This window comes from Neotabrizicola sp. VNH66, from assembly GCF_049445895.1.
Taxonomy (GTDB): domain Bacteria; phylum Pseudomonadota; class Alphaproteobacteria; order Rhodobacterales; family Rhodobacteraceae; genus Pseudogemmobacter.
In genome coordinates, this window is sequence record NZ_JBMSDW010000009.1 from 57,357 (window position 1) to 70,131 (window position 12,775).

At 70.3% G+C, this 12,775-nt stretch carries 7 protein-coding genes; 1 reads left to right on the forward strand and 6 read right to left on the reverse strand.

Annotation, left to right across the window (positions count from 1 at the left end; translation table 11 throughout):
• Positions 1-97: 97 nt before the first annotated feature.
• The 4 genes from ACO2Q5_RS14150 to ACO2Q5_RS14165 form a co-directional block, all read right to left on the reverse strand.
• Positions 98-1,606, reverse strand: coding sequence for an aldehyde dehydrogenase family protein (locus tag ACO2Q5_RS14150; RefSeq protein ID WP_423292118.1), 1,509 nt, complete (start codon positions 1,604-1,606; stop codon positions 98-100).
• Between the two features lie 115 nt (positions 1,607-1,721).
• The gene (locus tag ACO2Q5_RS14155; RefSeq protein ID WP_423292120.1) at positions 1,722-2,570 is read right to left on the reverse strand and encodes an intradiol ring-cleavage dioxygenase; all 849 of its coding nucleotides are present in this window, start codon (positions 2,568-2,570) and stop codon (positions 1,722-1,724) included.
• A gap of 10 nt (positions 2,571-2,580) precedes the next feature.
• Positions 2,581-2,895, reverse strand: coding sequence for a hypothetical protein (locus tag ACO2Q5_RS14160; protein WP_423292122.1), 315 nt, complete (start codon positions 2,893-2,895; stop codon positions 2,581-2,583).
• The gene (locus ACO2Q5_RS14165) at positions 2,888-3,220 is read right to left on the reverse strand and encodes a Dabb family protein (RefSeq protein ID WP_423292124.1); all 333 of its coding nucleotides are present in this window, start codon (positions 3,218-3,220) and stop codon (positions 2,888-2,890) included. Before ACO2Q5_RS14165 ends, ACO2Q5_RS14160 begins: the two co-directional genes overlap by 8 nt.
• A 194-nt stretch (positions 3,221-3,414) precedes the next feature.
• On the opposite strand from ACO2Q5_RS14165, the gene ACO2Q5_RS14170 reads away from it, so the two are divergent.
• Complete coding sequence (locus ACO2Q5_RS14170) at positions 3,415-4,374, forward strand: LysR family transcriptional regulator (RefSeq protein ID WP_423292126.1); 960 nt, start codon at positions 3,415-3,417, stop codon at positions 4,372-4,374.
• 166 nt (positions 4,375-4,540) lie between these two features.
• Here the strand turns inward: ACO2Q5_RS14170 and ACO2Q5_RS14175 are convergent, their stop codons facing one another.
• Positions 4,541-7,837: a hypothetical protein gene (locus ACO2Q5_RS14175; RefSeq protein WP_423292128.1), complete on the reverse strand. Its 3,297-nt coding sequence runs from the start codon at positions 7,835-7,837 to the stop codon at positions 4,541-4,543.
• 17 nt (positions 7,838-7,854) lie between these two features.
• Positions 7,855-12,714 (reverse strand): VWA domain-containing protein, encoded by a 4,860-nt coding sequence (locus ACO2Q5_RS14180; RefSeq protein ID WP_423292130.1) that lies wholly within the window; start codon positions 12,712-12,714, stop codon positions 7,855-7,857.
• Positions 12,715-12,775: the final 61 nt, after the last annotated feature.

Genomic DNA, 12,775 nt, shown 5'->3' on the forward strand with positions numbered 1-12,775 from the left:
GGAGGCGGGCGGGGAGGAGGATCATGTCAGTCTCACTGTTGGGCGGGGTCTTTGTGCCCCATGGGACGGGTGGCCCGGTTTCGGGCCGCCCGGAGGGTTAGCGGTAAGCGACGCAGACCGATTTCGTCTCAAGGTAGTTGTCCAGCGCGCCGCGACCGTGTTCGCGGCCGATGCCGGATTGCTTGACCCCGCCGAAGGGCAGGTTCTGGTCGGGGATGTTGTGGCTGTTCACCCAGACCACGCCCGCGCGCAGTTTCGGGACATAGCGCATCATCTTGTTCAGGTCGGTGGTCCAGATCGACGCGCCAAGACCATAGCGGCTGTCATTGGCCAGGGCGATGCCCTCGTCGGGGTCGTCGAACGGGGTGACGGTGACGACCGGGCCGAAGATTTCCTCCTGCATCAGCGCCATGTCCTGCCGCACCCCGGTGAACAGCTCCGGCGCGACGTAGAAGCCCTGCGCCGGGGTGGAGGCCCCGATCAGCGGCGTGGCGCCGTCTTCGATGCCGCGGGCGATGCAGGCCCGCACATGCGCCTGATGCCGGGCGGATACGACGGGGTTGATCTGGTTTGCCGGGTCCATCCCCGGGCCGACGGCAAGGCTGCGGGTGACGCCGGCGATGACCTCCAGCGCTTTGTCGTAGATGCCTTTCTGCACATAGATCCGCCCGCCGGAACAGCAGGTCTGGCCCGAGTTGAAGAAGGTGCCGATCCCCGCCGCCGCGCCCAGCAGGTCAAGGTCCATGTCGTCGAACATGACCATCGGTGCCTTGCCCCCCAGTTCAAGGGTGGCGCGCTTCATGTCCTTCATCGCCTGAATGCCGATCAGCTTTCCGGTCTCGGTCGAGCCGGTGAAGGCAATCTTGGCCACACCCGGATGGGCGACCAATGCCGCGCCCGCCTCATGCCCCAGCCCGGTGACGACGTTGACCACGCCTTCGGGGATCCCCGCCTCCAGCGCCAGTTGCGCCAGCCGGATCGAGGTGAGGGGCGTCTCTTCGGCGGGTTTCAGCACCACGGTGCAGCCGGTGGCCAGCGCGGGCGCGATCTTCCACGCCGCCATGTTCAGCGGAAAGTTCCACGGTGTGATGGCCGCGACCACGCCCACGGGTTCCTTGCGGGTATAGGCCTGATAGCGCATGCCGGGCGGGATCGGGATCGAGACATCCAGCGTGGCGCCTTCGATCTTCGTCGCCCAGCCCGCCATATAGCGGAAATATTCGGCCGAGGCCTGCACCTCGATCAGCCGCGACAGCATGATCGACTTGCCCTGTTCCAGCGTCTCCAGCTGGGCCAGTTCCTCGCCGTTCTGTTCGATCAGATCGGCCAGCCGCAGCATCAGCCCCTGCCGTTGCGCGGGCAGCATCTGCGACCACGGCCCCTCGAACGCGGCCTGCGCGGCGCGGACGGCGCGGTCCACATCTTCGGCCCCGCCCGCAGGAACCCGTGCCAGTTCCGCACCGGTCGCCGGGTTGTAGACGGCGAAGCTCTGCCCCGAGGCGGCGGCGCAGCCCGCGGGGCCGATCTGCATGCGCGGGGCGTTCAGGAACTCTGCCACCGCGGGCAGGATTTCGGACACAGCACTGTCAGGTGGCGCGATTCTCATGTCTTGCTCCCGTTTGCAGGATGATGATACATATTTCACGTGCTATTTCACATAAATTATGTATCGGCCGCCTGCATTTGTTGGTGTGGTTGCCGGAGTGCCGAAACTCCGGGCATCAGTCTGAGGGGGACAGGCGCTCCAGAATGAAGTCGAAGCGGGTCTGCCAGCGTTCCGGAGGGGCGTCGGCGGGGAGGAAGTCGGCGATCAGGCTTTGCTTCACGCCAAAGACCGCATCCGATGTCAGATAGCTGTCGCCGCCCACGAAGATATGGGTGATCAGCGGCTTGCACCCCGGGGCGGTCAGCCGAAAATGCATATGGGCGGGGCGCCAGGGATGGCGGCCGATTGCTGCCAGCATCTGCCCCACCGGCCCGTCATCCGGGATCGGATAGCTGACCGGCCGGATGCCGCGAAAGGCATAATGGCCGTCCGCCCCGGTGCGGAAGATACCGCGGTTGTTCCATTGCGGCTGAATCCCGGGCTGCTGGACATCATAGAAGCCATCGGCATTGTCGGACCAGACATCCACCAAGGCATCCTCGACCGGCTGGCCGTCCAGATCCAGCACCCGGCCTTGGTAGAGGCAGAGCTCGCCCTTGCCATCCAGACTGATCACCGCGCCCATCTCGCGCTCCGGCGCGCCCTCGACATGGAACGGGCCGAAGACTGTGGTTTCGGTCGCCCCCACCGAGGTGCGGTGATTGATGGCATCCACCAGCATCGACACGCCAAGCGCATCGGACAAGAGGATGAACTCCTGCCGGTTGCCCGAGCAGATCTGGCCGGTTCGGGTCAGGAAGTCGATGGCCACGCGCCATTCCGCCTCGGTCAGTTCGACATCCTTGATGAAGGCATGCAGATGTTCGACGAGCCCGGTCATCACAAGGCGCAGGCGCGGGTCGGCCGTGGCGCCGATCCGGCCATTCACGGTGTCAGTGGAAGTCTCTTCGGAAAAATAGTCCATGCGGCTCTCCTCAGGCGGCACTGGTCATGGGCGGCAAACCGGCACGGGGACATATGATCAGCGTGGTAAGGCCCTCCCGGTTCAGGGCGGGCGGGTTCCGGTAGGGGGTGGACAGCGGCAGATCGACCGCCTGGCCGATCCCCGCGGACACCGGCCCCAAGCGTTTCGCCAGTTGCCGCACCGCCGTTTCCTGCTGCGCGGTCGACAGCAGCAGGACGCGCCGTGCCCCAAGGGGGATAATCCCTTCGGGCAGAAGGACCGTAGGCCCCGTGCCAAAGGTCACCCGGCCCGGACGGCCGGTATGGGCGAAGTGACGGTCAGCCATGACGGGTGACGGGATAATCGACCTGGTGCCGCGCAATCCGCACCCCTTCCAGCCGGTCCCGGGCGGCCAGATGATCGGGATGGGTGGCATAGGCCGCCAGCGCGGCTTCGGTTTCGAATTCCGTGACCAGCACCATGTCGCAGGCATAGGAGATCCGGCTGACATCGACGCCGATCTCCAGAAGCGTCATGCCGGGAATCCGGCCCCGCAGGGCTTCGAACTCGGTCCGGACGCGGTCGATGGCACTGGTTTTCTCGGCCTCGGTGGTGCCGGCCACGCTCCACATCACGATATGACGAATCGGCTGGTCAGGACGTGGGGTCATGAAACTCTCTGACGTGGAAGGCTGCGGGCGGTTGGTCGGGGCAGACTGGCATCCCACAATTAAATGATAAATCACGTAAATCGCGAAATATTCTTGCACGCCCCGCAAGGATGGCGGCAGTGCGCAACAAAAACTGGCCCGTATGCCAGCATTCTGTTACAGTAATATTACCGTGAAATTCACAAGGGGCGCCCATGGACCGCATCACGGAAATGCAGGTGTTCGTCTCCATCGCCGAAGAGGCCAGCCTGACCCGTGCCTCCGATACGCTTGGCCTTTCCGTCTCCAGTGTCAGCCGCGCATTGTCCGCGCTGGAGCAGCGCCTGGGCGTGCGGCTGGTTCAGCGGACCACACGCCAGATGGCGCTGACCTCGGAGGGAGAGAGTTTTGCCCGCAGCGCCCGCGATATTCTGGGCGCCCTGCGCGAGGCCGAGGAAAGCGCCAGCCGCGGCGTGGCCGAACCGTTCGGAACACTGAGGGTCGGCGCCTCGCTGTCCTTCGCACTGCTGCATCTGATGCCGGTGGTGCGCGGTTTCACCGAACGCTATCCGCGGGTGCGGATCGAGATGCAGGCCTCGAACCGCTATGAGGATATTGTCGAACACGGGCTGGATCTGGCCGTCCGCACCCGCAGGACCGAGGCCGACAGTTCGGTGACCATCCGCAAACTGGCCGAAGTGCCCCGGCTTCTGGCCGCAGCGCCCGACTATCTGGCGCGGCACGGGATGCCGGACCGGCCCGAAGACCTGCTGTCGCACCGGCTGCTGCTGTATTCATTGGCCGAGGATTGGGACACGCTGGTCTTGCGCCGTCACGACGAGACCTGCCGCTTGAAAGTGTCGGGCGATCTGGTGGCCAATGACGGCCAGCTTCTGTTGCGGGCTGCTCTGGACGGAATGGGGGTGCTGATGCAGCCGGCCTATATCCTGCAGCAGGATCTGGAGGCGGGGCGGCTGGTGCCTGTTCTGCCGGATTGGGCGCCGGACGGCCTGGTGATGAACATCGCCTATCCTTCGCGCAGCTTCCTGCCACAGCGGACACGGCTGTTCCTGAACGCGCTGGTCGCCCATTTCCGCGACTGCGCGCTTGAACAGCGCTGGTCCGGCCTTGCCAGCGGCCCGGGGCCATTTTGCGGAAAATGCGATAATGCGTAAGAGTTCACGCGCCTGCATATGCGGTCAGACATATGCGGGCGCGAAGGGCGCAGCATCGTTCAGGATGCCGCCGCCCCCCTAGGATGCGTCGCGGCGCGTTTGACCAGAACCGCAGCACAGCCTCCCTTGCCCTGATTATTCGCCCCGGATTGTGCCCGCCTTGCCCTCAAGGGTCCGCGATGGCGGTCTGCAGCGCACCCAGACCCGCCAGCGTGGCGGCAAATCCGCCGCCCGCCTGCGTGGTCGCCATGGGCGAGACAGCGCCCTCCGCGGGCGGCAGCGGCAGGGTCTTTTCCAGCGCGGCAGGCCCGCCGGGCAGGGGCAAGGTCTGCTCCAGCGCGCCGGGGCCGCCCGGCGGCACCTGCGTTGCGGCCATCGGATCGACGGGGGCGGGCGCGGGGGCCGGTGAGGATGCACTGCCCTTTGGCCCGTCTGTCGGCCCGGTCGTGACCTCATAACCACCCGTTGCGGGGTTCAGCACCACATGCGGCATCTGCTCGCGCCCGTCCCAGACCGCCACCTTGTCGCGGCCTGCGTTCAGCAGCGCATCGAAGGCGCGGGCGCGTTCGGCGGCGGTTTCCGGCGTGGGGTTCGCCTCATGCGCCAGCTTGGCGCGGCGGGCCTCCTCCGCGGCAAGCCGTTCATTCTCCGCGGCCTTCTGCAAAGCGGGGCTGGGCGGCGGGGCGGCGGGCTTGGCCGCCGTCGCCGGAGGGGCGCCGGGGGGTGTTCCGGGCGGAATGGTCCCGGCCTTCGGGCTGGGTGCGCCAGGCAGGGGCGCGCCGGGCGGGAGGGTTCCGGCCTTCGGGCTGGCCCCGCCGGGGGGCGCGGCAGGTGGAAGGGTGCCCGCCTTGGGGCTGGTCCCGCCGGGGGCGGCTGCGGGAGGGACGGTGCCTGCCTTCGGGCTTGTCCCGCCACCGGACCCCCCACCACTGGCCCCCCCACCACTGGCCCCTCCGCCGCCGCGCGGGTCCAGCTGGGTGGGCGCAAGGGGATTCACGCCCGCCTGCGTGGCGGCCAGCGGGTCCACGCTGCCGGGGCCGCGCCCCGGTAGCCGCCCAAGTGTCGAAGGCGCTGCACTCCACCCGTCGCTGCCCACGGCCCAGTTGTTCAGCCCGGCCATCCCGTAGCCCGGCAGGCCGACGAAGATCATCGCCGTCATCCCGGTCAGCTGGTTCAGCAGCGCCTCGCGCACGCAGGCCTTGGCCACATCGGTGGTGCCTGCCTTCAGCTCGGCCCGGGTCTTGGGCAGGGTGACGCGGCCCTTGTCGAACGCCTCCGAGGCTGCACGGATCGCAGCCACCCGGGCCATGCAGGCGATCTGCGCCCAAAGGGTCTTCAGGATCAGAAGAAAGGCCCATTCCACCATGGCCTGTCCCCAGCCCTCCGGCCCCATGGCCAGCGTCTCGCCGGTGGCGGGGTCGATCCGCCACCAACTGCCGGTCTGCGCCGCAGCGCCCGCGGGATCGGCCAGCGGGGCAAAGGCGATCTGCCCTTCCGCCAGCGCGGCGGTGATCTGGGCGGCCATGTCGGCGGGGGCATCGGGCGGCAGGTCCGCCGGGCTGCGGATCATCCGCCAGGCCGGATCTGACGGGTCGAAAGCGGTGCCCGCATTCCCGGCCGCCGCGCCGCCAAGCGCGTCGCTTTCGGCGCGGGCATCGGCCACCCCCTGCATCAGCCGCACGACAAAGGGCTGCGCCACGGTGCCCGGCATCACGCCCATGCCCGCATCGACGATGTCCAGCGCCTGTTCGACCAGAAAATCCCCGCTGGCCTTGTCGCGGGCATAGCCGGAATGCAGCGCCACGATCAGCGGCCGGTCCTGATAGACCGCGCTGCCGAACGGGTTCAGCGCCGTGCGGCTGGCGGCAAAGGCCTCGATCGGGCCGGGGCCGGGGGCAAGGCCGCTGAGGACGGTGGTGAGGTCCGAGGGCACCTTGCCGAACGGGTCCGCCGCCACCGCATCCAGCGCGGGCTTTGAGGCAAGGACGGCGGCCGCACTCTGATACAGCAGCCAGTCCGGTGCGGGTTGCGCCGGGAAGATGCGGATCGTCGTCTCGCTCATCGCGCCAAGGGACCGCAGGGCGCGGGCCTCGTCGGTGATCACAAACCCGCCCTCGGCCCCTGCGGCACGGGCGGCGGGGCCGATCAGGTCGAAGATCGCCCGCCGCTCGCTCCGGTCGGGCTGACCGGGGGCGGTAACGGTGAAATCCAGCCATTCGGCGGTGAACTGGCCGGTGGGTTCGGGCGCGGCACCGCCGGGCAAACTCTCGGCCCCTTCATCGCCGATGCGCAGCGCATCGGCAGCGGCCACCAGATCCCCCGCCGCCCCCACGCCAAGCGGCAGGAACGGGTTCATCGACGGCGCGGGATCGGGGTTGATCGACCCGTCCGCCCGGACCGAGACCGGGCCAAGCGGCGTGCCGTCGGCGGTCAGGATCGGCCACCATTCGGTCTGGCTGGCAAAGGCCGCGCGCAAACGTTTCTGCACCTCCTCCGGCCCGGCGGCGGCCCAGTCGGCGGGCCAGTTCATCGGCATATGGGTCAGGGTGATGTCGCGGCCCTGCCCAAGGGCGGGAACAAATTCCGCCTCGGTCAGCGTGGTGACCAGCGCCGCGCCCTGATCCACCTGCTCCACCGACAGCACCAGCCGGATGCGGTGATAGAGGTCGGGCGGCAGATCGGCAGGGGCCATAACCTCGGCCGCGGTTGCGGGCGCGCGACCGTCTGCGGTCAGCCAGTCGGCATCCTGCCAGCCGGTGCCGTCATCGAACTGCGCCCACCAGTGATCGGCCAGCGCGGCGGCAAGATCCGGCTCCGGCGCGGGGCTTTCGGGCAGGCCTGTCTCGCCCAGAAGCCGCGCGCCCTGTGCCGCCACCTGCAGCGTGGCCTCGAACGTGTCGGTGGCGGCCAGCCCGGGGGCAAGGCCCGCGGCGACGGCGGCCGGGTCCAGCCCATAGGTCTCGGCCGCGGCCACCAGCGGCTCGGCCACGATCTCGGCCGGGAGGGGGGCGGGTTCCGGCGGGGCGGGCGCCAGTAGCGCAGCCACTGCCTCGGGCGGCAGGGGCGCACGGGCCAGCCGCACCGGATAGCCCGCGGCCTGCAACAGCGCGGCCATGGCCAGCGCCCCGTCCAGCGATCCGGCGACCCGGTCCTGCAACACGCCCTCGGCCCCGCGCAGCGCCCCGGCATAGGGCACCCACAGCACATTCTGCCGGAGGAACAGCCGCAAAGCCTCGGGGTCCGCGGCCAGTTCGTCGGCCAGCCATTGCGGGTCCCACCGGCTGCGGTCCATGGTCAGAAGCCCGTCTTCGGTGGCCTGCAGCGCGCGCGCCATCGTATCGGCCACCGCTGCCGCCGCGGCTGCGTCGATCACCTGCTGTGCCACCGCGCCCTGAAGGCCCAGCGACAGCGCCGTGATCCCCGCCACCAGCCCGTGCCCTATCCGTGCCAGACCGTTCCGCATCGCCGCCTTCCTTTCCCTCATCCCGGGGCGGCGGGCGGGACATCCAGTGTCACCGCCGCGCCCTCGCCGATTTCCACCGCGGGCCAGATTGTCCCGCCGTCCAGTTCCACCCGCCAGATCCCCGGCGGCACCGGCACCGCCGCGCCGCCCGCCAAGCCCGAGGCGACGATCGCGCCGCCTTCGCCTGCGCGGACCACAAAGCCGCGCCCCATGGCGGTGCCAAGCGCGCCCGCCAGTTCCGCGGCATCCTGCGCCGGGAAATACTGCCCGCCGCCGGTTTTCGCCCAACGGGCAAAGACCGCCTCCAGCGCGGCATCGTCCACGGCAAAACCCACGATGTTTACCGTCACCTCGGTCCCCATGGCGCGCAGCGCGGCGATTTCGGCCTCGGGGTCGCCGCCGCAGGTCTCTTCACCATCGGTCAGCACCACGATCACCCGCCGCCCCGGCGCCGCGGCCAGATCCTGCGCGGCGGCGGCCAGACTGGCGGCAAGCGGCGTGCGGGCCAGGTTCACCGGCTCCGCTGCGTCCAGCGCCTGCACCAGCATCTCCGGCACCAAGGGCATCAGCGGCACCCGGAGGTTCGTCTCACAACTGTCGGCCACCGTGTCGCCGAAGACCCGCAGCGCCACCGGCTGACCGGGCGGCAGTTGCCGTGTCACGATCCGGCGCAGCGCGGCGCGGGCCAGATCCACCCGGCGCGCGCCGTCCAGCCGTTGCAGCATGCTGCCCGAGGCGTCGAGGATCAGTTCCAGCGCGGGCGGCGGCAGGGTCGTTCCTTCCGTCGCGGGCGGCGGCGACAGCGCGGCCAGCACCGGATCGGGCGGCAGGCCGCCCGCGGGCGGGGCGGGATGGCTGACGCGCAACATCCCCGGCGCGGGCGGCGGCGCGGTCGAAGGCGCGACCGACAGCCCATAGCGCGCAGGCGCCCGCGTCCAGGCCGAAACGCGGGCCAGCGCCCGGTCGATCCCGGCCTGCGTCTGGAGATGGGCATAGGCCCCGCCGCCCACCCGGGCCAGATCCATCAGAAGCCGCGTTTCCGCTGCCGGATTGTCCCAGCCGCCCAGATGGGCGGTAAAGACCTGCACCCCCGCCGTCTCCAGCGCGGCCCACATTGCCGGGCGCATCGGGATGGACGAGGTCGCGCCATCGGTCAGCAAGAGGATCGCCTTCGCCCCGTCCCGCGTCTTCAGATCGACCAGCGCCTGCAACACCGTCTGTTCGGTGCCGCTGCCGGTGGAGAGCATCGACATCCCAGCCAGCGTGCGGCGCAGCAGGATCGGGTCATCGGTCCATTCGCCCAAGGGCTGGCCGTCGAACGGGATGATCCGGGCAAAATCGCGCCCCGGCATCATGCCTTCGGCCATGGCCGACAGCCCCGCGCGCAACGCGCCCCAGAAAGGCCCCAGCGAGCCGGACACATCCACCGCGATCATGATATTGCGCGGCGGTTCTTCCACGGTGACGGTATAGGTCGCGCCGGGGGTGACGGCGGCCTCATAAAGGGTCTCACCGGGGGGGGCGGGCAGGCGGCGGAGCGGCACCGGCGCGCCCGCCGCATTGGTCAGCGTCAGCCGGGCCAGAACCGTGGGCTGCCCGGTCAGCCGCAGCGCGGCCCGGCTCTCTCCCTCCGGCACGGTGAAGGTCCAGCGATCACTGTCCTGATCCTTCCGCACCGTGCCGCCCACGCTGGCGCCCCAGTCCAGCACCCCGGTTTTGGCGGTGTCCGTGGGCGGGGGCAGCGGCTTGGGCGCGGGGTCCAGCGGGCTGACCGTGCCATATTGCCCCCACCAGCCCGCGGCGGAGAGGGCGGAGGCCGCCACCGGCACCTCGGCCACGCGGATCTGGGCGGGCAGCAGCAGCGGGGTTTCCGCCTGTTCTATGGCCTGAAGCCGCAGATAGCGCGCGATCACCGGCGCGTCGAACACCAGACGCCGCTGCGGCCCGGTGGAAAGCTGGCCCAAGGGCAGCCATGGCCCGACCGGGCTGTCGCCCGCAAAGACCGCCACTGCGGGCCAAGGCAGGGCCTCGGGCAGGGGCAGCGCGGGATCGTCCCATTCCACCCCGGTCAGGGCGGCGCGGCGGCTTCCGGCAAAGCCGATCACCAGTTCGGGCGCGGTGCCCGTGGCAGTCAGGGGCGCGGCGCTTTCGCCCGGCAGGAGCACGTCGTTCTGCCCGGCCTCATCCCCCGCCAGCAGCGGCAGAGACCGCGCGACATGGCCGCCGCGATCGGGGTCCGCCAGATTGATCGCCGTGCCCTCGGGCCAGCCGGGCGCGGCAAGAACCGCCCATTCCGACAGGGCCAGCGGCTCGCCCGGGGTGCCGGTGCCGTCCAGAAACCGCAACTCGGCCGTCACCGCCGGAACAGGGGCAGGCAGCGGGAACAGGGTCTCCTGCGGCATAAGGCCAAGGCGCCCGGTCAGCACCGTGTCAAAGGTCGTGCCATCGGCGGAGAGCGCCAGTTCGAACCCCTGCAACCGCGCCTGATAGGGCAGCGACATCAGCGCATAAGGCGTCAGCGTGAAGCCCGCCACCGGCACCGGCCCCTGCGCGCCGAAGTCCAGCCGCAGGCTGTGCGGCGCGGCGGCGGCGTAAAGCTGCGGGTCGGCGGTGCCATCGGTCAGCCGGGCGGGATTGTCGGGCAGGGGGCGCGTGCGGTCCTGCCCGATCTCAGCCGGGAAGTTGCCGCCAAAGCCGGGCGAGGCCAGGTTGAACCCGCCCGCCAGCACCGGGGGCGGCAGGGCAAGGTGGCTGCCCTGCGCCACGGCACCGGGGATGAGCGAGAGTGTCAGCGGCAGCCGCACCTCCGCCCCCGTGGCGTCGCGGGCGCGCAGCACCACCGGTACGGCAGAAAGCGCGGGCAGATCGGCGGGCAGATCCAGCGTCAGGTGCACGGTCGTCGTTTCGCCCGCGGCCAGCATCACCTCGGACGGGTCCGGGGTCAGCGTGGCGCCTGGCAGGGCCACCACCCCGTCCAGCCGGAAGGTGCCCGCGGCCTCTGCCGTCAGCGTCACCCCCGTCGCGATCCGCTGCGCCCAGGGCCAGAAAGCCGCGGCCTCGGCTACGTGCAGGGCACCCGACCAGCGCGCCGCGGCCGCCGGGCCGGGGGCACCCATCGGATCGGCCCAGTCCAGCCGGGCCGTCCAGGCCACCGGGCCGGGCGCGTAAAGCGAACTGAGCGTGACGGTGTAGTCGCCCGCCGGATAGTTCCGCGCCAGCGTGGCGCTGCCGGGGGGCAGCATCTCACCCTGAGGAAAGCCCGGGCCTTCGACCTGAACGAAGCCCGCATCGCCCTCGGGCAGGGTGACGGTCAGCATCATCGGCCCGTCGCGGTCCAGCGTGAAGCGCAGCTTGTCCACATCCGACGCCCCCGCCAGCCGCCCGCGCCGTGCCTGTCCGGGCACCAGCAGGGTGGCGGTCTCTGGTGCGTCGTTCGGCTCCACCTCGGCGCCTTCGGCCAGCGCGCCGGTGGCCGTCGCGGTCAGGGTATAATCGCTGTCGGTGCCGCTGACGGTGATCCCGTAGCGACCCGGCGGCAGGTAGAGATCTTCGGCCACGATCGGCTCGGGCGGCTGGCCGAAGGTGGTGACCAGCGGCAGGCCGCCCGGATCATCCACCCGCAAAAGGGTGGCGCCCGTCACCGCGACGCGCCACAGCTGCGGCGGGCCGTCGACGGTTAGGGCAAAGCGGTCCTCCTCCTGTCCGGCGAAACGGCCGGTCATCGGTTGATCCGCGGTCAGCGGCTGCGCCTGCGCGGCGGTATCGTTCGGCTCATGCCCGCCGCGGGCCGTGCGGGGCGGGCCGGGGCGCAGCGCCAGCCGGTAATCGCCGCCGCCGGGAATCGTGCCGGAGACCGCCAGCAGCCAGTCGCCCGGGGGCAGTGCCAGATCCGCCAGCGCCGGGGTTGCGCCGAACCGGCATTGCTGGTCCACCCCCGCCGCATCGCGCAGGCACAATGTCAGGTTGGGCGGCAGCGGGCCGGGATCGGTTTCCAGCGTTGCGGACAACAGCCGGGCGGCATCCGTCACCGTCACCCGGTAAAGATCAATGTCGGCCTCGGTCAGCCGCCCTGTCACCGGCTTGCCCGCAAGCAGCGGCCGGGCGCTTTCGGGACGGTCGTTCGGCTCATCCTCGCGCAGGGGCAGGCGGGGTCCCTGCGCTTTCAGCATCAGAAGAAAAGGCAGTGCCGGCTGGGTCAGCGCCCGCAACGACAGCTGATAGGTGCCGGCCTCCAGCCCGATCCCGTCCAGGATCAGCGGGCCGGACAGGCTGCGGGCGCCGTCCAGCAGGAGTGCCCCTTCCGGTCCGGTCAGGGTCAGTTGCACCATCTCTCCGGGCACGCCGTGCAGCGAGAGTTGCCAGCGCCGACGCGCCTCGGCCGCAGAAAGGGTTAGCGAGACAGTGGCAAGCGGTTCGGCCTGCGCGGCGGCCAGTGGCACGCCGGGGGAGAGATCCGCCGTGGCGGGCGGCAGCGGCGAGGGGGCCGCGGCCAGCGTCCAGCCCGTGCCGGGCGCCCCGGCGAAGGACAGCCCCAGAAGCCATTTGCCCGGCACCAGCAGCACAGGGTCCGGCGCAGGACCTGCCAGCCGCACCAGCCGGGCACCGGGAGCGGGCGGTTCACCCGCCAGACGGTAGAGATCCAGCGCCGCACCCTGCGGCAGCCGGCCGAAGGTCCAGAGCGCGGGCTCCGTCACCTCCAGCACAAGAAGTTCCTGATCGCCCGCATCGAACCGGCCGGTCAGGCAACCGGCGGTCAGGACACCGGCCGTCTCCGGCGTGTCATTCGGTTCCGCCTCAGAGGTGCAATCCTGTGCAGCGGCCAGTCCGGCCGGAACCAGCCAGAGGAGCAGGGCCGAAATTCCCAGAAACCTGCGCAAAGCGGCCAGCGCAATCTCCTTACGAAAGATCCGGCAGCGGGGCGGGTCAGGCTGCGGGCTG